24 protein-coding genes are annotated in these 22,663 nt (G+C 70.5%); 13 read left to right on the forward strand and 11 right to left on the reverse strand.

The annotated features are described in order from the left end of the window. Positions 1-21 precede the first annotated feature (21 nt). Positions 22-477, forward strand: a complete 456-nt coding sequence (locus tag LCN96_RS01740; protein ID WP_225270839.1) for a GatB/YqeY domain-containing protein — start codon at positions 22-24, stop codon at positions 475-477. A gap of 137 nt (positions 478-614) precedes the next feature. Here LCN96_RS01740 and LCN96_RS01745 read toward each other — a convergent pair whose 3' ends face one another. Further along, positions 615-2,879, reverse strand: coding sequence for a transglycosylase domain-containing protein (locus tag LCN96_RS01745; RefSeq protein ID WP_225270840.1), 2,265 nt, complete (start codon positions 2,877-2,879; stop codon positions 615-617). Between the two features lie 243 nt (positions 2,880-3,122). On the opposite strand from LCN96_RS01745, the gene LCN96_RS01750 reads away from it, so the two are divergent. Further along, a complete protein-coding gene (locus tag LCN96_RS01750; protein ID WP_020542548.1) occupies positions 3,123-3,419 on the forward strand; it encodes a WhiB family transcriptional regulator in 297 nt (98 codons plus the stop codon). A gap of 48 nt (positions 3,420-3,467) precedes the next feature. Here the strand turns inward: LCN96_RS01750 and LCN96_RS01755 are convergent, their stop codons facing one another. Together LCN96_RS01755 and LCN96_RS01760 are read right to left on the reverse strand one after the other, a co-directional pair. Continuing rightward, positions 3,468-4,595 (reverse strand): ArsA family ATPase, encoded by a 1,128-nt coding sequence (locus LCN96_RS01755; RefSeq protein WP_225270841.1) that lies wholly within the window; start codon positions 4,593-4,595, stop codon positions 3,468-3,470. Next, positions 4,592-5,593 carry an ArsA-related P-loop ATPase gene (locus LCN96_RS01760; protein ID WP_225270842.1) on the reverse strand — a complete coding sequence of 334 codons (1,002 nt, stop codon included), beginning with the start codon at positions 5,591-5,593 and terminating at the stop codon, positions 4,592-4,594. The genes LCN96_RS01755 and LCN96_RS01760 overlap by 4 nt, the downstream gene beginning before the upstream one ends. A gap of 77 nt (positions 5,594-5,670) precedes the next feature. Here LCN96_RS01760 and LCN96_RS01765 point away from each other — a divergent pair, with 77 nt between their 5' ends. Genes LCN96_RS01765 through LCN96_RS01780 form a run of 4 tightly spaced genes read left to right on the forward strand, consistent with a single transcriptional unit; the run spans position 5,671 to position 7,912 of the window. Beyond that, positions 5,671-5,826 (forward strand): DUF4177 domain-containing protein, encoded by a 156-nt coding sequence (locus tag LCN96_RS01765; protein ID WP_148438127.1) that lies wholly within the window; start codon positions 5,671-5,673, stop codon positions 5,824-5,826. Further along, positions 5,823-6,284: a RidA family protein gene (locus LCN96_RS01770; protein ID WP_148438126.1), complete on the forward strand. Its 462-nt coding sequence runs from the start codon at positions 5,823-5,825 to the stop codon at positions 6,282-6,284. The genes LCN96_RS01765 and LCN96_RS01770 overlap by 4 nt, the downstream gene beginning before the upstream one ends. A 57-nt stretch (positions 6,285-6,341) precedes the next feature. Beyond that, the gene (locus tag LCN96_RS01775; RefSeq protein WP_225275897.1) at positions 6,342-7,124 is read left to right on the forward strand and encodes an NUDIX hydrolase; all 783 of its coding nucleotides are present in this window, start codon (positions 6,342-6,344) and stop codon (positions 7,122-7,124) included. After that, positions 7,121-7,912 carry an MBL fold metallo-hydrolase gene (locus LCN96_RS01780; protein WP_225270843.1) on the forward strand — a complete coding sequence of 264 codons (792 nt, stop codon included), beginning with the start codon at positions 7,121-7,123 and terminating at the stop codon, positions 7,910-7,912. The genes LCN96_RS01775 and LCN96_RS01780 overlap by 4 nt, the downstream gene beginning before the upstream one ends. Here the strand turns inward: LCN96_RS01780 and LCN96_RS01785 are convergent. Together LCN96_RS01785 and LCN96_RS01790 are read right to left on the reverse strand one after the other, a co-directional pair. Then, positions 7,894-8,574 (reverse strand): Crp/Fnr family transcriptional regulator, encoded by a 681-nt coding sequence (locus LCN96_RS01785; RefSeq protein ID WP_043629901.1) that lies wholly within the window; start codon positions 8,572-8,574, stop codon positions 7,894-7,896. The two genes, LCN96_RS01780 and LCN96_RS01785, sit on opposite strands and share 19 nt — an antisense overlap. Positions 8,575-8,799: 225 nt before the next feature. Beyond that, positions 8,800-9,255 (reverse strand): hypothetical protein, encoded by a 456-nt coding sequence (locus tag LCN96_RS01790; RefSeq protein WP_225270844.1) that lies wholly within the window; start codon positions 9,253-9,255, stop codon positions 8,800-8,802. A gap of 88 nt (positions 9,256-9,343) precedes the next feature. Between LCN96_RS01790 and nth the strand changes: the two genes are divergently transcribed. Together nth and LCN96_RS01800 are read left to right on the forward strand one after the other, a co-directional pair. Next, the gene (gene nth / locus LCN96_RS01795) at positions 9,344-10,066 is read left to right on the forward strand and encodes an endonuclease III (protein WP_225270845.1); all 723 of its coding nucleotides are present in this window, start codon (positions 9,344-9,346) and stop codon (positions 10,064-10,066) included. Positions 10,067-10,105: 39 nt separating this feature from the next. Beyond that, on the forward strand, positions 10,106-10,756 hold the full coding sequence (locus LCN96_RS01800; protein ID WP_225270846.1) for an NUDIX hydrolase: 651 nt from the start codon (positions 10,106-10,108) through the stop codon (positions 10,754-10,756). On the opposite strand, the gene LCN96_RS01805 is transcribed toward LCN96_RS01800, so the two are convergent. Further along, positions 10,753-11,244, reverse strand: a complete 492-nt coding sequence (locus tag LCN96_RS01805; RefSeq protein WP_225270847.1) for a HEAT repeat domain-containing protein — start codon at positions 11,242-11,244, stop codon at positions 10,753-10,755. The genes LCN96_RS01800 and LCN96_RS01805 overlap by 4 nt on opposite strands. A gap of 103 nt (positions 11,245-11,347) precedes the next feature. Here LCN96_RS01805 and LCN96_RS01810 point away from each other — a divergent pair, with 103 nt between their 5' ends. Next, positions 11,348-12,538, forward strand: a complete 1,191-nt coding sequence (locus LCN96_RS01810; RefSeq protein WP_225270848.1) for a MarP family serine protease — start codon at positions 11,348-11,350, stop codon at positions 12,536-12,538. A 249-nt stretch (positions 12,539-12,787) separates the two neighbouring features. On the opposite strand, the gene LCN96_RS01815 is transcribed toward LCN96_RS01810, so the two are convergent. The 5 genes from LCN96_RS01815 to acs are packed head-to-tail and all read right to left on the reverse strand — an operon-like array spanning position 12,788 to position 16,928. Continuing rightward, positions 12,788-13,231 (reverse strand): DUF309 domain-containing protein, encoded by a 444-nt coding sequence (locus LCN96_RS01815; protein ID WP_225270849.1) that lies wholly within the window; start codon positions 13,229-13,231, stop codon positions 12,788-12,790. Further along, a complete protein-coding gene (locus LCN96_RS01820) occupies positions 13,228-14,148 on the reverse strand; it encodes an alpha/beta fold hydrolase (RefSeq protein WP_225270850.1) in 921 nt (306 codons plus the stop codon). Before LCN96_RS01820 ends, LCN96_RS01815 begins: the two co-directional genes overlap by 4 nt. Beyond that, entirely contained in the window at positions 14,138-14,578 is a 441-nt protein-coding gene (locus LCN96_RS01825) for a phage holin family protein (RefSeq protein ID WP_225270851.1), read from the reverse strand. The genes LCN96_RS01820 and LCN96_RS01825 overlap by 11 nt, the downstream gene beginning before the upstream one ends. 38 nt (positions 14,579-14,616) lie before the next feature. After that, positions 14,617-14,940 (reverse strand): Na+/H+ antiporter NhaA, encoded by a 324-nt coding sequence (locus LCN96_RS57300; RefSeq protein ID WP_225270852.1) that lies wholly within the window; start codon positions 14,938-14,940, stop codon positions 14,617-14,619. A 14-nt stretch (positions 14,941-14,954) separates the two neighbouring features. Further along, entirely contained in the window at positions 14,955-16,928 is a 1,974-nt protein-coding gene (acs, locus tag LCN96_RS01835; RefSeq protein ID WP_225270853.1) for an acetate--CoA ligase, read from the reverse strand. 323 nt (positions 16,929-17,251) lie between these two features. Here acs and LCN96_RS01840 point away from each other — a divergent pair, with 323 nt between their 5' ends. From LCN96_RS01840 to LCN96_RS01855, 4 genes are all read left to right on the forward strand, one after another. Continuing rightward, positions 17,252-18,064 carry a Fic family protein gene (locus LCN96_RS01840; RefSeq protein WP_404823932.1) on the forward strand — a complete coding sequence of 271 codons (813 nt, stop codon included), beginning with the start codon at positions 17,252-17,254 and terminating at the stop codon, positions 18,062-18,064. 1,036 nt (positions 18,065-19,100) lie between these two features. Further along, positions 19,101-20,144: a septum site-determining protein Ssd gene (gene ssd, locus LCN96_RS01845; protein ID WP_225270855.1), complete on the forward strand. Its 1,044-nt coding sequence runs from the start codon at positions 19,101-19,103 to the stop codon at positions 20,142-20,144. 281 nt (positions 20,145-20,425) lie between these two features. Next, the gene (locus LCN96_RS01850; protein WP_225275899.1) at positions 20,426-21,562 is read left to right on the forward strand and encodes a TadA family conjugal transfer-associated ATPase; all 1,137 of its coding nucleotides are present in this window, start codon (positions 20,426-20,428) and stop codon (positions 21,560-21,562) included. 234 nt (positions 21,563-21,796) lie between these two features. After that, entirely contained in the window at positions 21,797-22,495 is a 699-nt protein-coding gene (locus LCN96_RS01855; RefSeq protein ID WP_225270856.1) for a type II secretion system F family protein, read from the forward strand. Positions 22,496-22,663: the final 168 nt, after the last annotated feature.

Below are 22,663 nucleotides of genomic sequence, written 5' to 3' on the forward strand. Positions count from 1 at the left end.
GCAGGCGGCAAGATGGAGCGCATGAGCGCTTTGAAGGACAAGCTGAAGGCCGACTTGACGGCCTCGATGAAGAGCAAGGACGAGGTACGTCTCCGGACGGTCCGCATGGCCCTGGCCGCGATCAACGTGGAGGAGGTCGCGGGCAAGCAGGCCAGGGAGCTGTCCGACGACGAGGTCATCAAGGTCCTCACCAAGGAGGCCAAGAAGCGGCGCGAGGCGGCCGAGGCGTTCGGCAACGCGGGGCGCAAGGAGCAGGCGGAGGCCGAGCTGGCCGAGCAGGCGGTGCTGGAGGAGTACCTGCCCGCGCAGCTGTCCGACGAGGAGCTGGCCGAGCTGGTGGAGGCCGCCGTCGCCGAGACCGGCGCCGCCGGGCCGCAGGCGATGGGTCAGGTCATGAAGGCCGTCAACCCGAAGGTCGCCGGGCGGGCCGAGGGCGGCCGGGTGGCCGCCGCCGTCAAGGCCCGTCTGGCCAAGTAGGCCCCCAGCGCTTGTCTGCGCCCCCGAGGGCCCTCAGGAGCCCCAGGAGACGAGGCCTCCTCCCACGAGCCACACCGACCCGTGGGCGGAGGCCTCAGCGCCTCTGAGCCGCCTCCGAGACTATCCGCGGCCGCCGCTCAGCCGTCCGGGGTGATGATCGGGCCGGCGTCGCCGCGCCCGCCGCGCCCGCCGCCCGGACCGTCGTCGTCACCGCCGCGCCCGTCGAACGGCCCGCCGTCGTCGTTGCCCGGGTCGAAGATGTCGAACGGGTCGTCGGGCCCTTCCTCGTTCTTCTTCTTCTTGGGCTTGGGCGCGCAGTTGTCGGTGCAGCCCTCGAAGCGCGAGGTGTCGACCGAGTGGAACTCGACCGGCTCGACCCCCTTCAACGCCTGGATCATGGAGTCCTTCCAGATCCGCCCCGAGATCGACGCGCCATACACGTACGGGTAGTACGTCCCGCCGATCGTGATCCCGATCAGCTTGTGCGCCGAGGTGCCGCGCGGGTCGCCCAGGCTGACGGCCGAGGACATGTTCGGGGTGTAACCGGCGAACCAGGCCGACATGTAGTTGTCGGTGGTGCCCGTCTTGCCGGCCGCGTCACGCCCGATGCCGCCGACCTCCGTCATCGTGCCCTTGGTGAACACCCCGGACAGGATGCCGCTGACCGCGTCGGCGACCTCCTCCTCCAGCACCTGGGAGCACTTCGGCTTGTACTGCTTGGCCTTGCCGAAGCGGTCCTTGATCTCGGTGATGGCCAGCGGCTTGCAGTACTGGCCGCGCGAGGCGAAGACGGCGTAGGAGCTGGCGATCGTGACGGGATCGACCTCGTTGACGCCCAGCGTGAACGTCTCGACCTCCGACAGCTTCTGCCCGTCGGCCCGCTTGACGCCGAGCTTCTTGGCCATCTTGACCGTGTCGCAGAGCCCGACCTTCTCCTGCAGCTTGAGGAAGAACGTGTTCACCGAGCCCCAGGTGCCGCTCTGCAGCGTCTTGAAGCCGCCGCCGCCCTCGCTGGAGTTGCGCACGGTGTGGTTGGGGTCGCCGACGTTCTGGTTCTTGCAGTTCTTGAACGTGCTGTAGCCGCCCGCCTGGTAACCCGCGGGGGAGGGGAAGCCGTCGTCGTACTTCAGGCCCTCCTCCAGCGCGGCGGCCAGCGTGTAGACCTTGGCGGTCGAGCCCTGCTGGAACCCGCGGCCGCCGCCGTGTGCGGCGTCGGCCACGATGTTGTAGCTCATCTCGTTCTTCTTCTTGCTGCCGCCGAACTTGCGGGAGGCGGCCATCGCCTTGATCTCGCCGGTGCCGGGCACGACCATGGCCTGCGAGGCCACGGGCTTGTCCTTGGTGCTGACGTACTTCTTGATCGCCTTCTCGGCGGCTTCCTGCATCTTCGGGTCGAGCGTGGTCTTGATCCGCAGGCCGCCGCGCTGGAGCAGCTTCCTGCGCTCGTCCTGGTTCTTGCCGAAGTCCTCGTTGTTGAGGATCTCGTACTGCACGTAGAGGCAGAAGTACGGGTACTTGCTGGCCTCGCAGCCGCCGGGCACCTTGACGTCCTTGTAGCCCAGCTTCTTCGCCTTGGCGGCCGCGGCCTCCTCGGCGGTGATCTTCTTCAGCTCGGCCATCCGGTCGAGCACGATGTTGCGCCGCTCCAGCAGCCGCTCGCGGGACTCGGGGCCCACGTTGGGGTCGGTCCGCGCCGGGTTCTGCACGGCGCCGGCGAGTGTGGCGGCCTCGACGAGGTTGAGCTCGGAGGCCGGCTTGTCGAAGAAGCGCTTGGCCGCGGCCTGGATGCCGTGGGCGCCCGCGCCGAAGTAGGCGATGTTGAGATATTTCTCGAGAATCTGGTTCTTCGAGTACTTCTTCTCGATCGCCATGGCGTAGCGCAGCTCGGACAACTTGCGCGAGACCGTCGGCGCGATGGCGGCCGCCTGCTCCTCCGGCGTCTCGGCCTTGTTGACCAGGACCTGCTTGACGTACTGCTGGGTGATGGAGGAGCCGCCCTGCATGACGCCGCCGCTGCTGACATTCTTCAGCAGCGCTCTGACCGTTCCCTCCACATCGATCGGCCCGTGCTGGTAGAAACGGAAGTCCTCGATCGCGATCAGCGCCGTCTGCATGATCGGGGCGACCTTGTCGAGGGTCACGGACTGCCGGTTCTCGAAGTAGAACTGAGCGATCTTCTTGCCGTCGGCATCGGTGATCTCGGTGCGTTCGGACAGAGGAGGTTCGTCGAGCTCTTCGGGCTTGAGGTTGAGTGCTTCCACCGCGCTCCTGGTGGACATGCCCGCACCGCCGACCGCCGGCAAGGCCACGGCAGCCGCGAGCACCCCCGCCGCCGCGCCTGCGATGACGAGCCGCAGGACGTTGAGCACGGGGTTGGAGCGATCTTTGCGCTGGGCTTGCACGCTTCCAAGAGTACGCGGAAACACTGACCGAATCGGTAGCACGACACCATTTCGCCTTGACTGACGGGGGTGACTAGTCATTCCCGGTCAAGATGGCGGCGAGAAATTGGTCCTCTGGGGTCTGTCGGCCCGAACGGGTAGTTGCGTACGTTCTCCTCTGCGGCAACTGAATACGGAGGCTCGGCGCCCGCGCCCGTCGGCCCCAAATGACGACTGACCACCTAAGGGGAGTGGGGTCGAACAATGTGGATCACGGATTGGACCTCCCGTGCCGCCTGTAAGGGTGCGGATCCGGATGCCCTGTTCGTGCAGGGCGCCGCGCAGAACAGGGCCAAGCTCATCTGCCGTGGCTGCCCGGTCCGTACTGAATGCCTCGCCGATGCGCTGGACAACCGCATCGAGTTCGGGGTGTGGGGCGGTATGACCGAACGGGAACGACGTGCGCTGCTTCGACGGCGGCCCGACGTGGACTCGTGGCGCGAGCTGCTCGAGTCGGCCAAGGAAGAGTACGAACGGACCAACGAGCTGATCGCCGGCTGATCCCAGCCCGGCGACCGCGTACGGCCGGCGCCGCCGCCGGCCGTACTTCTATGCGGTGGCCAGCAGGTTTCCGATCTCCCGCAACCCGGCGAGGTCGTGAACGTCTTCGGACATGGCGCGGACCTGCACCACGGGCACCGTGGGGTGGGCCGAGACGAAATGCTCCTGCTCGCGGCTCTCACGAGCGGCGAGCTGCATCCGCCCGGCGTGCAGCCGCAGCACGGCGGCGGTGAGCTCGTGCTCGCCCCTCGACTCCAAGTCCTCCGCGGCGGCGGCGCTGCGGGCGGCGGACAGGCCCGAGGCGGGCGCCACGTGCACCCGGTTGACGACGAGCCCGGCCAGGGGCATGCGCTCCTCGGCCAGGCGCTCGACGAAGTAGGACGCCTCGCGCATCGCGTCGCGCTCGGGCGCGGCCACCACGACGAACGCCGTGCCCGGGGCCTGCAGCAGCCGGTACGTCATCTCGGCCCGCTGCCTGAACCCGCCGAACACCGCGTCGAGCGCCGACACGAACGTCTGCAGATCCTTGATCACCTGGGCGCCCAGCAGCTTGGTCATCGCGCCGGCCATCAGCCCGAACCCGGCGTTCAGCAGCCGGAACGCGCTGCGCCCGCCCGCCTTGGCGGGTGCCGTGAGCAGCTTGATGAACCGGCCGTCGAGGAAGCGCCCGAGCCGCTCCGGCGCGTCGAGGAAGTCGAGCGCCGAGCGTGACGGCGGCGTGTCCACGATGATCAGGTCCCACTCGTCGGAGCGGCGCAGCTGGCCCAGCTTCTCCATCGCCATGTACTCCTGCGTGCCGGAGAAGCTGGAGGACAGTGACTGGTAGAAGGGGTTCGACAGGATCTGGCGGGCCCGTTCGGGATCGGCGTGCGCCTCGATGATCTCGTCGAACGTGCGCTTCATGTCCAGCATCATCGCGTAGAGCTGGCCGCCGCCCTCGGGCGAGCTGACCAGGCGCGGGGTGTTGTCCAGCTCGCTCAGCCCCATCGACTGGGCCAGCCGCCTGGCCGGGTCCACCGTCAGCACGACGGCGCACCTGCCGCGCTCGGCCGCCCGCAGGCCGAGCGCCGCCGCGGTCGTGGTCTTGCCCACGCCGCCGGCGCCGCAGCAGACGACGATCCTGGTGCCCTTGTCGTCGAGGATGGCGTCGATGTCGAGCCTGGCGGGCTTCTTCACGCTGCTCCCTGGGTGCGCATGCTCTGTGCCAGCTCGTACAGGCCGGCCAGGTCCACGCCGTCGGCCAGGAGCGGCAGCTCGTACCTCGTCAGACCGGCTCCGGCCAGCGTCTCGCGCTCGGCCCGCTCCAGCTCGGTGCGGCGGGCGTGCTCCACGACCTCCTCGGCGAGCGCCTCGGCGAGCGCCGTGGCCTGCGAGCCGTCGGTCACCCCTGCGGCCTTGAGCCCCACCGCGAGCTCCTCAGAGGAGAAGCGGCCCTTGACAGCCGTGTCAAGTGCGGCCTGTGGCAGCAGGGATTGGCGCACCATGTTGATGATAATTCCACCGGCGGGCAGACCGGCGGCGCGCAATTCCGCGATGCCGTCGAGGGTCTCCTGCACGGGCATCTCCTCCAGCAGCGTGACGAAGTGCACAGCCGTTTCGGGAGATTTCACGACACCGCTGACCAGGTCGGAGTGGTTCTTGATGGGACCGACCCTGGCCAGGCCCGCGACCTCCTTGGTGACATTCAGGAAGCGCGTGATGCGGCCGGTGGGCGGCGCGTCGAGCACGACCGCGTCGTAGATGCGGCGGCCGTTCCTGCCGCGCCTGCGCACGGCCTCGGTCGTCTTGCCCGTGACGAGCACGTCGCGGAAGCCGGGGGCCACGGTGGTGGCGAAGTCGACGATGCCCATCTTGGTCAGCGCCCGGCCGGCCCTGCGCATCCCGTAGAACATCTCCATGTACTCGAGCATGGCCTCCTCGGGATCGATGGCCAGCGCGTACACGTCACCGCCGTCCGGCGCGACCGCGATCCTGCGCTCCTCGTACGGGAGCGGTGGCAGGTCGAAGATCTGCGCGATGCCCTGCCTGCCCTCCACCTCCACCAGCAGCACCTTGCGGCCGCCAGCGGCCAGGGCGAGAGCGAGGGCGGCGGCGACGGTCGTCTTGCCGGTGCCGCCCTTGCCGGTGACGACGTGCAGCCGTACGTCGGCCCAATCCGTGTCCGGAGAGTCCACGCTCCCACGCTACCGAACGGTCACTTGTCGTCTGCCTGCGACCAACCTTTGAGATTGCTCACACTACGCTGATCCCCATGAAGAAATGGGAGTACCTCACGGCACCCGTGCTGATCCACAACACGAAGATGATTCTCGACAACTTCGGCGCCGACGGCTGGGAGCTGGTCCAGATCGTCCAGGGCGCCACGCCCGAGCAGCTCGTCGCCTACTTCAAGCGGGAGAAGCAGTGACGACGCCCGAGCAGCGCGTCGAGGAGCTGGGGTTCACCCTGCCGTCGCCCGCCAAGCCCGCGGGCTCCTACCTGCCCGTCGTCCGCACCGGCGACCTGCTCTACACCTCGGGTCAGGTGCCGATGATCGAGGGCAAGCTGCACCAGACCGGCAAGCTCGGCGTCGACCTGGGGGTCGACGAGGGCAAGGCGCAGGCCCGCATCTGCGTGCTCAACGCGCTGGCCGCGCTCAAGGCCGAGCTGGGCGAGCTGTCCAGGGTGCGGCGGATCGTCAAGGTCGTGGTGTTCGTGGCCAGCGCGCCCGACTTCACCGAGCAGCCCCAGGTGGCCAACGGCGCCAGCGACCTGCTCGCCGAGGTGTTCGGTGACCAGGGCAGGCACGCGCGCAGCGCCGTGGGCGTGGCCGCGCTGCCGCTGGACGCGCCGGTCGAGGTGGAGCTGATCGCCGAAGTCGGCTGAAGCGGGCATATGTCACCATGACCGAGTGATGTTCTAGGAGGAGGTCATGTGACCGGATTGCCGCTTCCAGCCGAGCTAGCCGACCGGGCGCGCGACGTCCTGGCCGGCCGGGTCCAGCCGGTGCCGGCGCGGGACGCCGCCACGGTGGTGCTCCTGCGCCCGGGGCCGGAGGTCTACCTGCTGCGGCGCAAGGCGACGATGGCCTTCGCCGCGGGCGCGTACGTCTTCCCCGGCGGCTCCGTGGACGTGCGTGACACCGACCAGGCGGTCGCCTGGGCGGGGCCGTCCCCCGCGGAGTGGGGCAAGGTCTTCAAGGCGGACGAACGGCTGGCGCGCGGGCTGGTGTGCGCGGCCGTGCGCGAGACGTTCGAGGAGTCCGGCGTGCTGCTGGCAGGCCCCGGGCCCGGCTCGGTGGTGGCCGACACGACGGGCGACGACTGGGAGGCCGACCGGCTGGCGCTCATCGATCGCAGCCTCGGCTTCGCCGACTTCCTGGCCAGGCGCGGGCTGGTGCTGCGGGCCGACCTGCTCAAGGCCTGGGCGCACTGGATCACGCCGGAGATCGAGCGTAAGCGCTTCGACACGCGGTTCTTCGTCGCCGTGCTGCCCGAGGGGCAGCGCACGCGTGACGTGGGCGGCGAGGCCGACGCGGTGGTGTGGCGGCGCCCCGCCGAGGCGCTGAACGGCGGGTTCTTCCTGATGCCGCCCACCCATCACACGCTGACCGAGCTGAGCGCGTACGGCAGCGTGGCCGACGTCCTGGCGGCGCCCCGCGAGATCGAGACGATCATGCCCAGAGCCGTGGAGATCGAGGGCGAGATGCGGCTGGTGACGCGATGAGCGGCCTGCACATCCCGATCGACACGCCCGACGGGTCCCGTACCGCGCACGCCGAGAACCTGCTCGCCCCCAACCCCTCGGCGATGACCCTCGACGGCACCAACACGTGGGTGATCGGCGCCGGCGAGGAGGTGGTCGTCGTCGATCCCGGCCCGGACGACCAGGCGCACCTGAGCCGCGTACGCGACCACCTGGGCGAGCGCCGCGTCACCCAGATCCTGCTCACCCACGGCCATTTCGACCACAGCGGCGGCGCCCGCGGCTTCGCCCGCATGGTGAACGCGCCTGTGCGCGCCCTCGACCCGCGCCACCGGCTCGGCGAGGAGGGGCTCGGCGACGGCGACGTGGTGACCGTGGGCGGCCTGGAGATCCACGTCTACGGCACGCCCGGCCACTCGTTCGACTCGCTGTGCTTCTGGCTGCCCGCCGACCGCGCGATGCTGACGGGCGACACCGTGCTCGGCAGGGGCACCACCATCATCGCCCGCGACGGCGGCCTGGCCGACTATCTGCGCAGCCTCGACCGGCTCAGGGCGACGGCCGAGAGCCTGGAGGCGCGGGCGCTGCTGCCGGGTCACGGGCCGGTGCTGCCCGACCCGATCGGCACGCTCGACGCCTACATCGCGCACCGGCGCGAGCGGCTCGACCAGATCAGGGCGGCGCGCGCGCAGGGCGCCCGCACGCCGCGCCAGATCGTCACGATCGTGTACGCCGACGTCGACCGCTCACTCTGGCCGGCCGCCGAGATGTCGGTCGCGGCCCAGCTCGACTACCTCGACCGGTTGTAGAGCCGGTCCATGTCGAGGATGACCACGGCCTTGGCCTCGATCCGCAGCCAGCCCCGCTGCGCGAAGTCGGCCAGCGCCTTGTTGACCGTCTCACGCGAGGCGCCGACGAGCTGCGCCAGCTCCTCCTGGGTGAGGTCGTGGTGCACCCGCAGGCCGTCGTCGGTCTTGGTGCCGAACCGCTCGGCCAGATCGAGCAACTGCTTGGCCACCCGCCCGGGCACGTCGGTGAAGACCAGGTCGGCCAGCACGTCGTTGGTGCGCCGCAGCCGCTGCGCCAGCGCCCGCAACAGGTGCAGCGCCACCTCGGGCCGGCCGGTCAGCCAGGGCCGCAGGTCGTCGTGGCCCAGCCCGGCCAGCCGCACCTCGGTCAGCGCCGTCGCCGTGGCCGTGCGCGGCCGCGGGTCGAACAGCGACAGCTCGCCGAACATCTCGCTCGGCCCCAGCACGCTCAGCAGGTTCTCGCGGCCGTCCGGGGAGGTGCGGGAAAGCTTGATCTTGCCTTCCAGCACCACGTAGAGCCGGTCGCCCGTCTCGTTCTCGTGGAAGAGCGTCTGCCCCTTCGACAGCTGGACCTCGGTGATGCTCGTGCGCAGCGCCGCGGCGCTCTCGCGGTCCAGCGCGGCGAACAGGGGGGCCTTGCCCAGCACATCTTCGGTGTTCACTCTGCCTCCTCTGCTGCCATTGTGACTCACCCCACTCCGGGCAGCACACACAGGTTATGGGAATGCCGGAGTGTTCTGGGCTTGCCCGGGTGCGTGGAAGCCCGGGGGAAAGGTACCGGACCGCCGTTTCCGTACTGTGACCGGACTACCCGGAACCCCGCTCGATCGCCTCGATGGCGGCCCCTGCGCAGCGCGGCGACGCGAGCGAGCATCTCGCTCACGGCGTCATCCGGCCTGCCGGGAAAGCAGATCGTCCACCGAGGCGACCGCCGCCGCCATGGACCGGCTGAGCAGGACGCGGAGCACGTCCACGGACTTGGGCCGCGCCGCCGGATCCGGCAGCCGGCACTGCTGGACCGCGATGCGCAGCGCCGGCGTGAGCACGCGGAGATCGCCGTCCTCAGCCCCGGTGGCCGCGAAGACGACCAGGTCGGCCCAGGCCCGTACGTCCTCCGCCTCCGGCAGCTCGCCGGCGCCCGGGTCGGTCCGCCACCCGATGAGCACCTGCCCTCGCGCCCCGAGCGCCACGCTCTCCTTGTCGGGCCTGATCCCGGCCGTGCCGCGCGCGTGCAGCTTGGCCATGGCCGCCACGCAGCTCACGGCCAGGCGGTGCAGCGCCTGCCCGCGCAGCGGCCCGCTCTGCTTGACGAACTCCGCCAGCGTCGAACCCTGATCACCCATGTCGCCGACCCCCTTCCGATGCGCCAGGTTGTACGCGGTCGGGGCCGTCCTGGGTTCAACCGTTCCCGGGAGCTTCTACTCTTGCGGCATGGCGACGAACGCGGCGGGGCGCAAGCCGGAGACCCAGCTCGCACTGGTTCGGCGGGCGCGCAAGATGAACCGCATCCTCGCGGAGACCTACCCTGACGCCCACTGCGAGCTCGACTTCCGCAACCCGCTGGAGTTGCTGGTCGCGACCATCCTCTCCGCGCAGTGCACGGACAAACGGGTCAACATGGTCACCCCCATCCTCTTTGCGAAATATCCGACGGTGGACGACTACGCCGCCGCGGACCGGGAGGAGATGGAGGAGATCATCCGCTCCACCGGCTTCTTCCGGGCGAAGACCAACAGCATCATCGGCATGGCGCAGGCCGTCTGCGACCGGTACGGCGGCGAGGTGCCCGGCAAGCTGAAGGACCTGGTCACGCTGCCCGGCGTGGGCCGCAAGACGGCCAACGTGGTGCTGGGCAACGCCTTCGACGTGCCCGGCCTGACCGTCGACACGCACTTCCAGCGCCTCGTGCGCCGCTTCGGCTGGACCGAGGAGACCGACCCCGTCAAGATCGAGCACGTCGTGGCGGAGCTGCTGCCCAAGCGGGAGTGGACGATCTTCTCCCACCGGGTGATCTGGCACGGCCGCCGCATCTGCCACGCCCGCCGGCCCGCGTGCGGCGTGTGCCCGCTGGCGGCGCTGTGCCCCTCGTACGGCACCGGCCCCACCGGCGAGGCGGAGGCGAGGAAGCTGGTCAGATCCGGCCCGTTCTCCTGATCGGGGAAGTCATTCGTACGGCGGCGTGTTGGAGGATGCGTGACCCAAGTGCCCGGCTGGCTGGAGAGACTGGCGGCGCAAGCGCAGCGGATCCGCGTTCCCGTACCCCTCCGGCCTCCGGACGGGCGCGGGCGCAGAGCCGCGGTGCTGATGTTGTTCGGCGAGGGGCCGGACGGCCCCGACGTGCTGCTCATCCAGCGCAGCACGCGCGGGCGCAGGCACGCGGGGCAGCCGGCCTTCCCCGGCGGCGGCGTGGACCCCGAGGACGCCGGGCCGATCGAGGCCGCGCTGCGGGAGGCCGAGGAGGAGACCGGGGCCGACCCGCGCGGGGTGCACGTGATCTGCACGATGCCCGAGCTGTACCTGCCCTACAGCGACAACCGCGTCACCCCGGTGGTCGCCTGGTGGCGGGAGCCGTCGGCGGTGCACGCTGCCTCGCCCGACGAGGTCGACTCGGTCGAGCGGGTGCCGATCGCCGAGCTGGTCGATCCCGCGAACCGCGTCACGCTGCGGCATCCGCGCGGCACGGCCGGGCCCGCGTTCCGGGTGCGCGGGATGCTGGTGTGGGGGTTCACCGCGATGGTGCTCGACACCGTGCTGCGCGAGGGCGGCCTCGAACAGCCGTGGGACCCGGAGCGCATGGAGGACCTGCCGCCCGACGTGGTGCGGCTCGCCTCACGTACCGGCTAGTGCCCCGAGCGCAGCGCGACCCCGAGCGAGGCCCATCCGGCCACGTCGGCGTCGGTGTCTGCCGCCAGCTTGCGCAGCGTCTCCAGCCCCGCCCTGTCGGGCGGTTCGCCGAGCACGTGCTGCAGCGCGTACGCGGCCCCGTACCTGACCCTGGCGTCGACGTGGCCCGCCAGGTCGATCACGGACGGCAACGACCGCGGGTCGGCCAGATGACCGAACGCGATCAGCACCGAGTAGAGCACCATGGCGTCGTCCTCGCTGGCGGCCAGGTAACGCAGCACGGGCAGCGTGCGGTCCACGAACGGCCGCAACATGCCCATGATGTCCACGCCGAGCAGCCGCTCGGCCACGGTGTCGGCGGCGCACAGCCGCCTGGCCTCGATGAACGACTCCAGGTCACCCCGCTGGCGCAGCAACGAGATCACGTGCCAGCGCAGAGGGCCGTCAGGATCGGTGTCGCGCAGCGCAGCCTGGATGAGTTCGCGCACTGTTCCCTCGTCCGGCGGCATACCGCTCAAGATAGCCAGGTGAGTGACGCCGTCCTGATCGAAGACGTGCACACTTGACCGTATCGCTGGTTACCTTTGAAGCGTGCGCGGTGATCTGCTTGACCTCATCTTGATCGGCCTCGTGATCGCCTTCGGCATCTCGGGTTACCGGCAGGGTTTCATCATCGGGGCGATGAGCTTCGTGGGGTTCGTGGGCGGTGCCGTGCTGGGCGTCTTCATCGCGCCCCCCGTCTCCAAGGCGGTCGTCGACGGTGACACGCCGCAGGCGCTGCTGGCCATCGTGATCGTGTTCCTGGCGGCCACCATCGGGCAGTTCGCCTCCTCCACCCTCGGCGCCGTCGTGCGCAGCCACGTCACGTGGGAGCCGGCCAAGATGGCCGACGCGATCGGCGGCACGTTCGCCAGCGCGCTGTCGGTGCTGGTCATCGCGTGGCTGATCGGCTCGCTGATCGTCTCCACCGCGTTCACGCCGCTGGTCGACCAGGTGAAGAACTCCGCGCTGCTCACCACGGTCGACGACGCGATCCCGCAGGCGGCGCGCAACTGGCAGCAGCCGTTCAAGAAGTTCATCGACCGCTCCGAGTTCCCGCCCGTCTTCGACGCGATCGGGGCGGGCACGCTGATCGACGTGCAGCCGCCCGACCAGAGCGTGCTGCAGGGCGCCAAGCTCGGGCGGGCCCGCCAGGCGATCGTGAAGGTGCAGGGCAACGCCGAGAGCTGCAACAAGCACATCGAGGGCACCGGCTTCGCCTACGCGCGCAACCGGATCATGACCAACGCCCACGTGGTCGCCGGCGTCACCCGCGACCTCCAGGTGATCGACTACAACGGCGACCGCCACCCGGCCACGGTCGTGCGCTACAACCCGCGCCGCGACATCGCCGTCCTCTATGTGCCGGGTCTGGACCTGCCGCAGCTCGCCTTCGACGGCGAGGGCAGCCGCGGCGACAACGCGATCATCGCCGGCTTCCCGAAGGGCAAGGGCTTCACCGCCGAGCCGGCCAGGATCGGCGGCCAGCTCGAGGCCCAGGGCCCCGACATCTACCGCGAGAACACGGTCAGGCGGAAGGTCTACGCGATCCGCGGCCAGGTGCTGCCCGGCAACTCCGGCGGCCCGCTGCTCACGGTGGACGGCCAGGTCTTCGGCGTGATCTTCGCCGCGGCCGTCAACGAGGAGCAGACCGGTTACGTGCTGACGGCCGAGGAGGTCGCCCCCGACGCCTCGGCGGGCCGCAACGACACCTCGCCGGCCAGCACCCAGGAGTGCGACTGAGCGTCCCGATCTCCGGTCCCTTCCCTGCCAGCCGGCGACCCGGAGGCCGCGCAGGCCCCGGCGACGGCCGTCATCGGCGCCGCGCACGGGCACGCGGGGCTGCTGCACCTGGGCACGTTCGGCACGGGGGAGCAGGCGGTGGAGCCGGCGGTGGAGCCGGCGGTGCGGGGAGCGGCGGCGGCCACGCCCGCGCTGATCGCCGGGCGCGCGGACGCTCGCGCTGATCGCCGGGCGCGCGGCCCTGGCGCCCTAGCGGGGCAGCCTGTCGAGGATCAGGGCCACGGCCTCGTCCGGCTCGCTGTCCTGCGTCAGCGAGGAGGCCGCCTTGCCGACGGCATCGTACGCGCCGCCGTACGACTGCGCCTTGGCCGCCCCCCGGCTGAACAGCGTCAACGCCCCGCGCCCGTTACCCCGCTGCAGGTGCGTCAGCCCGACGCAGATCTGCGCCAGCCCCTGCCACAGCTCCCGCTCCTCCTCCGGAGCGCACTTCCACCGCCCCTCGAACACCTCGTGCGCGTTGAACGGCAGCCCCTCCTCCAGGAACCGCCGCCCGTCGGCCAGCGCCTGCTCGGTGGTGGGGGCGTAGTCGTCGGGCACCCTGGGCATGCCGGCGGACCCGTAGGGCAGCGGCCGGCCGTAGGCGTCGCGCGGCCGGGCGTTGCGCGGCCTGCCCTCGGGGTCGCGGTCTCTCATCGGTCGGGCTCCGGATCGGACAGCCAGCCGAGCAGCTCGGTGTCGAACACGTCGGGAATCTCCTCATGGGGGAAGTGGCCGGCTCCCTCGAACAGCCGCCACCGATAAGGTGCCGCCACGTAGCGGCTCGAACCCTGTGCCGTTCGCGGCAGGACGCTCGGGTCGAGCGCCCCGTGCAGGTGCAGCGTGGGCGCCTCCACCTCGGTACGCATCGCGCGGGCGTAGCGCCGCCCGTCGGGCCGCAGCTGGGAGCGGCCGAACCAGCGGTGGTACTCCAGCGCGCAGTGCGCCACGGTCGGGATCCTGAACGCCTCCCGGTACGTCCGCGACTCCTCCGGCTCCGGCCACCCGGGCCGCGACCGCTCCTCCAGCAGCCGCCCCACCATCGCCGCGTCGTGCCGGGTGAGCCGGCGCTCCGGCAGCAGCGGGAGCTGGTAGCCGAACGTCCTGCGGCTGGCCTTGAGCTGCCCGAAGGGGTCGGTCAGCAGGGCGTTGCGCAGCCGCAGCGGGTGCGGGGCGGACACGGCGACGAGCCGGCGCACGCACTTGGGGTCGAGCACGGCCATTGTCCAGGCCAGCAGCCCGCCCCAGTCGTGGCCCACCACGATCGCCCCGGTCTCGCCCAGCGCCCTGATCAGCCCGGTCGCGTCGGCGGCCAGCGTGGGCAGGTCGTAGCCGCGCGGCGGCTTGTCGCTGCCGCCGTAGCCGCGCAGGTCGGCCGCCACGGCCCGGTAACCGGCCGCGGGCAGCGAGACGAGCTGGTGCCGCCAGGTCCACCAGAACTGCGGGAACCCGTGCAGCAGCAGCACCAGCGGGCCCTCGCCCGCCTCGACCACGTGGAAGCGGGTGCCGCCCGCGTGCACCGCGCGGTGCGTCCAGGGCCCCTCGATGTGGACGGCCGACTCGTCAGGTGCCATCGCGGGTCACCGGCTCGCGATCCGGGTTGAGCGCGGGCAGCGCCTGCTCGTCAGGCGTGGCGATCTCCTTGAGGTCCTTGATCGAGCGGGTCGTCCGCTTCATCCCGGCCAGCCCCTTGAGCCGGCGGGTGCCGACCCACACCAGGAAGGCCGCGATCACCAGGTAGAAGACGGTCACGATGAGGAAGGCCAGCCAGGTGGGCAACCACTCCGCCAGCGCGAACCCGATGGCGAACGAGGCGAGGATCAGGCACAGGTGCGCCATGAAGGCGGCCGCGGCGAACAACCCCGCCGCCGTGCCGACCCGTTTGGCGTCGAACCTGAACTCGGCCTTGGCCAGCTCGATCTCCGAGCGGATCAGGTCCGAGATGTGGCTGCTCGCCTGGGCGACCAACGAGCCCAGGGATTCTTCCTCGGGAGTCTGCGGCATGAACGTCTCCTATCGAGGCCTGGTGGCCGTGTCAAACATCATCCAGCGCCGTGCGGCGCTTGCGTACCCGTATCTCGAGCAGCACCGAACCCGGCCCCGACACCGCCGCCATGTCCTGCCAAGGGAGCTCCTCCGACAAGTCTCGCCAGGCCGGGCCGCACGGACGGCCAGGCACCACCGAACACGCCGAGGAACTTACCGAGTACGAGCCCCGCTAACACTCCCAGAACTACCCGATCGGACAAGATATCGCCGACACTCTGCCCACCTGGCTTCGCCCCCCTGACCTCACAAGGCGTTCGTGGCCTCCTGACGTACCGACAAAGGCCGCATGCCCGCTCGAACGGGGCATGCGGCCTCATGGGGCGTCGGTCCGCTAGTCCTCGGACTTGGCGGAGGGCAACTTCTCCGAGATCAGGTTCATCACCGTGCTGTCGGCGAGCGTGGTGACGTCGCCGATGCTGCGGTTCTCCGCCACGTCACGCAGGAGGCGGCGCATGATCTTGCCCGAGCGGGTCTTGGGCAGCTCGGGCACCACCAGGATCTGACGCGGCTTGGCGATCGGGCCGAGCGTCCTGGCCACGTGGTTGCGCAGCTCGGCCGCGATGTCCGCGCCCTCCTCCGCCGTGCCGCGCAGGATCACGAACGACACGATGGCCTGGCCCGTGACCGGGTCGGTCGCGCCGACCACCGCCGCCTCGGCCACCTTCGGGTGGCTGACCAGCGCGCTCTCCACCTCGGTGGTGGAGATGTTGTGGCCGGAGACCAGCATGACGTCGTCCACGCGGCCGAGCAGCCACAGGTCGCCGTCCTCGTCCTTCTTGGCGCCGTCGCCGGGGAAGTACATGCCCTCGAAACGGCTCCAGTAGGTGTCGATGTAGCGCTGGTCGTCGCCCCAGATCGTGCGCAGCATGGACGGCCACGGCTCGCGTACGGTCAGGAAGCCGCCACCGCCGTTCGGCACGCTGTTGCCCTGGTCGTCCACCACGTCGGCGACGATGCCCGGCAGCGGGCGCATGGCGGCGCCCGGCTTGGCCGCGGTCACGCCGGGCAGCGGGCTGATCATGATGGCGCCCGTCTCGGTCTGCCACCACGTGTCCACGACGGGGCAGCGCTCGCCGCCGATGTGCTCGCGGTACCAGACGTAGGCCTCGGGGTTGATCGGCTCGCCGACGGAGCCCAGAATGCGCAGGCTGGACATGTCGTACTTGGCGGGGATGTCGTCGCCCCACTTCATGAACGTCCGGATCGCGGTCGGGGCGGTGTAGAGGATCGTGATCTTGTACTTCTGCACGATCTCCCAGAACCGGCCGCGGTGCGGGGTGTCCGGGGTGCCCTCGTAGATGACGCTGGTGGCGCCGTTGGCGAGGGGGCCGTAGACGATGTAGGAGTGGCCCGTCACCCAGCCGATGTCGGCCGTGCACCAGTAGATGTCGGTCTCGGGCTTGAGGTCGAAGACCGCGTGGTGGGTCCAGGCGGTCTGCGTCAGGTAGCCGCCGGTGGTGTGCAGGATGCCCTTGGGCTTACCGGTGGTGCCGCTGGTGTACAGGATGTACAGCGGGTCCTCGGCGTCGTGCGGCTCGGCGGTGTGCTGGTCGCTCTGGCGCTCCACCAGGTCGTGCCACCAGATGTCCTTGCCGTTGGTGTCGACGTCCTGGCCGGTACGGCGTACGACGAGGACGTGCTCCACCTGCGGGCACTCGGCGACGGCCTCGTCCACCGTCGGCTTGAGCGCGCTCGGCTTGCCCCGGCGGTAGCCGCCGTCGGCGGTGATGACCAGCTTGGCGTCGGCGTCGTCGATCCGGCTCTTCAGCGCGCTGGCCGAGAACCCGCCGAACACCACCGAGTGGATCGCCCCGATGCGGGCGCAGGCCAGCATCGCGATCGGCAGCTCGGGGATCATCGGCATGTAGATGGCGACCCGGTCGCCCTTGCCCACGCCCAGCTCCTGCAGCGCGTTGGCGGCCTTGCTGACCTCGCGCTTGAGGTCGGCGTAGGTGAGGGTGCGGGTGTCGCCCTCGGGCTCACCCTCCCAGTGGTAGGCGACCTTGTCGCCGCGCCCCTCCTCGACGTGACGGTCGACGCAGTTGTAGGCGACGTTGAGCTCCCCGCCCACGAACCACTTCGCGAACGGCGCCTTCCACTCCAGCGTCGTGTCCCACCGCTTGGCCCAGGTCAGCCGCTCGGCCGCGTGCTCCCAGAAGGCGAGCCGGTCCGCGGCGGCCTCGTTGTAGGCGGCTTCGGTCACGTTCGCGGCCGCCGCAAGGTCAGCCGGCGGTGCGAACCGGCGGTTCTCCTTCAGCAGGTTGGACAGCGCCTGGGTCTCGTTACCAGCGGTCTCCGGGGCCACCTCGTGCTCCTTCTATGGCCAGATTGGATAGGTTCGGGTCCCACTTCACCAGCTCATGACCGTCGTACACAAGAGGTCTAGACAGGTCTGTACCGAGTCGGTGGACTCGGGCGATGTTTATCGGCGTGCATGACAAACGCTATTGAAACGTTGTCATCCTGAAATCGTGAGAATATGCGGCGCGGGCATGGGCGCGGCTTTATGGGCCCCCTCGGGGGCGGATTAATCGACGTACGCGAGCCTGCGAGGCGCCCGGGCCCCGAGCGCCGCGGTCACTTTCCGCCATCTGCCACCTACCAAGCGTCAGCTCGGTCACCGGGGCGATGAACCGGCGGGTAAGGTCAGGACCTGTGAGTGACCCAGACCCGCTGGCCGTCATCGCGCGGCTCCCCGGCGTCCCGGAGGCGGTGGACGAGGCCCGGCAGGCCGTCGACAGGCTCTACCGCCACCGTGTGCTGCGCCGCGCCAGCCCCGCGGTGTCCACCGAGTCGTCCCTGCGCGGGGCGCGCGCCTCGGCCGCCGCCGAGGGCGCGGACGTGCCGCTGGACGCGCTGCGCCGCGACGAGGTGCACGACCCGCTGGTCCAGGGGGCGCTGCGCGCGTCGGCGGAGATGGGCAGGCTGGGCGCGACCTGGCGCAGGGCGCCCAGGCAGGTGCTCGCCCGGCTGCACGCGGTCGCCGCCGCCGGCCTCGCCCCGCAGGAGGCGCTCGGCCGCCCCCGCACCTCCGACGAGGCCCCCGACCCGCTCGCCCTCGGCCCCGCCCCCGGCGCGGCCGACACGGCGGCCCGCATGGAGAGCCTGTTCGACCTGCTCGAACGTCCCACGAAGGCCCCCGCCGTCGTGCTGGCCGCCGTGGTGCACGCCGAGCTGGCGGTGCTGCGGCCGTTCGGCACCGCGGACGGCGTCGTGGCGCGCTCGGCGGGGCGGCTGACGCTGGTCGAGTACGGGCTGGACCCGAAGTCACTGGTGGCGGTCGAGGTGGGGCACCTGGAGCTGCCGTACGCCGAGGCGCTGCGCGCGTACCTGGAGGGGTCCGCCGAGGGCGTGGCCACCTGGGTACAACACTGTGCCTCCGCGGTAACCCTCGGCGTCCGCGAGACGACTGCGATCTGTGAGGCCATGCAGCGCGGCTAGCCGGCGACTGACATAGCTGACGGCGTCCCAGTCATGGAACGCCGTCTGCCGGTGCATCACACCGGGTTACCAAGCGTGCACCTCAATCCGTCGGAGCGGGTCAAGCCCGTCACGACGCGCCTCCCGCGGCTGGTCGCGCGTGGGTGCCCGGCTGATGCACCCGGACAAGTCGTCCGTGACACCTTTCTATGCCGGATCCGCCCTGACGGGAACCCCTCGGGCCAAGACCTTTACCTGCGCGTGGGACGGTGCTTCGGGCGGTGGTCAGTGGACTCGGTTACCAAGCTGTGACGATTACCCTGCGTGATCGGCTTTATGTGATCGTTATCGGGTGGCGAAAAAACTTGGCGAAAATGCGAGATTGCTGCTCGACGAAACTCGCGTCGATCGGGCAGCATACGGTGGTATCGCCCGAAACTGGAGCGGGCTCGCACGGGATTGCTTTGCAAGTCTCTTGCCAGGCTCCGGTTCAGTGATGAAAGCTTTCTTCTGAAACGGGACCGGCTCTACCCCCCCGGAGCCGGACCGATCAGGCGACCCCCGCTCTCCCCCCCGGCGGGGGTCGCCCCTTTTCCCCACCTATCCGGTCGGCTTCCTGACCGGATCCCGCCTGCGCCCCGCGCCGCGTCCAGCCTGCGCCCTCCGGCCAGCCTGGCTTGCGCCCCGTGCCTGGCCTGCACCCCGCGCCCGCCCGGCCCGCGCCCGCCCGCCCGGCCCGGCCCGCGCCCGCCCGGCCCGGCCCGCGCCCGCCCGGCCTGCGCGCCTGCGTCCGGTGTCGCTCCTGCTTGCTACAGCTGGTTTCCAGCCCTCGCTCGGCAACCTCTGGGCGCCGCTGCAGTAGGCGTCCCCGCCCGCCACCGCGCCCGCCCGCCACCGCGCCGCCGGGGTTATCCACAGCCCCACCCACCCCCATCCCCAGAACCCTGTTCGGCCTCGCGCCCACACCCCCACCTCCAGCAAGCTCGACCTCCCACCCCGCAGCACCACCCCTCCGCCCGTGAACGACAACCACCCCCAGCCCACAGGGAGGCCCACCATGCACCGCCCCTTGGTCATCACCGAAGACCCAGCCCTTCTCGACGACCTGGTCCGCATAGCAGCCGCAGCCGGCGCCCAACTAGACGTAGCCCCCACCCCCACCCACGCCCGCCCCTTCTGGAACCTCGCCCCCTTGATCGCCATAGGTGCCGACCAGGCAGATCTCGTGGCCTCCACCTCACCCCCACCCCGCGACCATCTCCTCCTGGTCACCCGCGACCCAGAAGACCCCGACACCTGGCGAAAATGCGTAACAGTAGGCGCCCAATCCGTCCTGACCCTCCCCATAGACGAACGCCACCTGGTGGACAGATTCGCCGACGCCATGGACCCAGACCCCCGTTCAGGCTCCGTGATCTGCCTGATAGGCGGCCGAGGCGGCGCAGGAGCGAGCGTCCTCGCCGCCTGCCTGGCCCTACGAGCCTCGACCGACCACCTCCGCACCCTCCTGGTGGACGCCGACCCTCTGGGCGGAGGCATAGACGCGTTGCTGGGCCACGAGGAGGCGACAGGCGCCCGCTGGGCGGACCTGGTTGCCAGAGAGGGCAGGATCAACTCCAGCGCCCTCCAAGCGGCCCTCCCCGCGTTCGGAGACCTGTCCGTCCTCTCCTTCCACAGAGGCGAGGTGGACGCGATCCCACCCCAGGCCATGCGCTCGGTCCTCGAAGCCGGCACCCGCGGCTTCGACCTGGTGGTCGTGGACCTCCCCAGACACCTAGACCCTTCAGCGACAGAGGCCCTGACCAGAGCCAGATCCACCCTCCTGGTGGCCACCGCCGACGTGCGCGGCATCCTCTCAGCCGTCCAGGTCCTGTCCGACCTACGCGCTCACACAGCCGACATCCGCGCGATCCTCCGCCCCGGCATCCTGGACGACGACACAGCCATGACAGCCCTGGGCATCCCCACCGCCGGCACCCTCCCCGACCAGCCCAGACTCACTGCCACCCTCAACCGGGGCGAGCTCCCCAGACTCGGCCCCCGCACCGTCCTGGGGGCCCTGTGCATGTCCCTCCTCCAAGACCTCCTACCAGCCGCATGACCCCGCCCCCCACCACCACACCCCGCCCCCACAACCCCGAGGCCCATAACCCCCAAATCCACAACCCCCAGGCCTACACTCCTCAGCCGCACAGCCCTCAGCCGCACAGCTCTCGCCCTCAAGCCCCACACCCTCGAACCCGACAAGCTCCACACCCCTCACCCACCCAAGAACCACCCCTTCCAGACCATCCACACACCCAGGAGCCACACCGTCAGCCAACCCACCCCCCACAAGACCGACCCCCAAGCCCAACCCCCACCACCCCCGTCTCCCCAGAGCTGGTCGAAGCGGTACGCGTCCGCCTCGCCAGAACAGGCGTCGAACCCACCGCCGCCCAAGTAGCACTCGCCCTGCGAGCGGAGAAGTCCGTATACGGCGACGCTGAGATCCTCGCCATCGCGCGAGCCCTCTGCGCCGACCTCATAGGCGCAGGCCCGCTGGAGCCTCTCCTGGCCCGCCCAGACGTAACAGACGTCCTGGTCAACGGCCCACGCGAGGTATGGATCGACGACGGCACCGGCCTGCGCCGCACCCCGATCACCTTCACCGACGACGGATCCGTCCGCAGACTGGCTCAACGCCTCGCCACCGCCGCAGGCAGACGCCTCGACGACGCGTCCCCCTACGTGGACGCCCGCCTCCCAGGCGGAGTCCGCCTCCACGCGGTGCTGCCACCGATAGCGTCCGGCGGCACCTGCGTCTCCTTGCGTCTCCCGCCCCGCCGCGCCTTCGCCCTCCAGGACCTGGTCGCGGCAGGCACCATCACGCCACCCGCCGTCCCCGTGCTCACCGCCATGGTCACCGCCAGACTCGCCTTCCTCGTCACAGGCGGCACAGGCACGGGCAAGACCACCCTCCTGTCCGCCCTCCTCTCACTGGCAGACCCCGCCGACCGCCTCCTGCTCGTGGAGGACTCGGCCGAGCTCCGCCCCCTCCACCCGCATGTGGTCCGCCTGGAGACCCGCCCGGCCAACCTGGAGGGCGCAGGCGGAGTGAACCTCCGCGACCTGGTACGCCAGGCCCTCAGAATGCGCCCGGACCGCCTGGTGGTCGGAGAGGTACGAGGAGCAGAAGTAGTCGACCTCCTGGCCGCCCTCAACACAGGTCACGAGGGCGGCTGCGGCACACTCCACGCGAACACGGCGGCCGACGTACCACCCCGCCTCGAGGCCCTCGGCTGCGCGGCGGGCTTGACCAGAGAGGCCGTACACAGCCAACTGGCAGCGGCCCTCGACGCCGTCATCCACCTGACGCGCGGCCGCCCGGATGGCAGAAGGCGCGTGGCCCAGATCTGCCTGCTCTCCAGAACGCCGTCCGGCTTCGTCGAGTCGATCCCCGCACTGACCTTCGACCCCCAAGGCCGCACCCACCCCGGCCCCGCCTACGAAACCCTGGCCCGCCGAGCCAGCCCGTGACACCCAACCACCAGCCCGTACGACTCCACTGCGACTCAGAACCAGCACCAAACCACCACTTCAATACGACCCGCCGTGACCCAGGACCAGCACCAGCCCGTACGCACCCCCCGTGAGCCATGACCAGCACCAGCCCGCAAGCACCGTGAGCCATGACCAGCACCAACCACTAGCCCACAGCACCCACTGCGACCCAGGACCAAGAACCCGATGACCAGCGCCCTCATTGCCGCATTGTCCACAGCCCTCGCCATCTGGCTGTGGACAGGCCCGAACACGGCCACCACCCGCCTGCACAACCTCCTGACCTCACCCGACCGCACCCCACCGTGGAAGTCCCCCCTCAACCTCCTCACCCACCTCGCCACCACACCCACCCCCGCCCGCCGCGCCGACGCCTGGCGCCGAGCCTCGATAGAGCTCTGCCAATCCCTTGCCGCAGAGCTCTCGGCAGGCCGCACCCCGGGGGAGTCGCTGACCAGGGCCATGACAGCCGTGAACCTCCCCGACCCGGCCCTCCTCCGCCCGGTCATCGCAGCCGCACGCGACGGCGGCGACGTCTGCGCGGCCCTGACCTCATCGGCCCCTCAGGACGGAGGCGAGGGCCTACGCCACCTGGCAGCATGCTGGGAGGTCAGCACCACGGCAGGAGCGGGCCTGGCCTCCCTGGTCGACCGGGTCGCGCACACGTTACGAGCAGCCCAGACCCACCGCCAGGACGTCGCAGCCCAGCTGGCAGGCCCCCGCACCACGGCCCGCCTGCTCGCCGCGCTTCCAGCCCTCGGCCTCCTCATGGCAGCCGCCCTGAACATGCGCCCGCTGTCCTTCCTGTTCGGCACCATCCCGGGCTTCATGTGCCTGCTAGCCGGCATCACCCTGGACGTCTGCGGCCTCTGGTGGACCAACCGCATGGCCACCCGAGCCCAAACCTGACCCGATCGGACCCAACGATGCTCCAACTCCTCGCGGCCCTCTGCGCCGGCCTGTCCGCCTGGCTGTGGCTCTCACCAAGAACCCCCACCGACCGCCTGATCCACCTACGCCCACCCCGCAACGCAACCCCGACCCCACTCACAACCCACCCCATACCCGAACCCCCAC

The organism is Nonomuraea gerenzanensis, from assembly GCF_020215645.1.
Taxonomy (GTDB): domain Bacteria; phylum Actinomycetota; class Actinomycetes; order Streptosporangiales; family Streptosporangiaceae; genus Nonomuraea; species Nonomuraea gerenzanensis.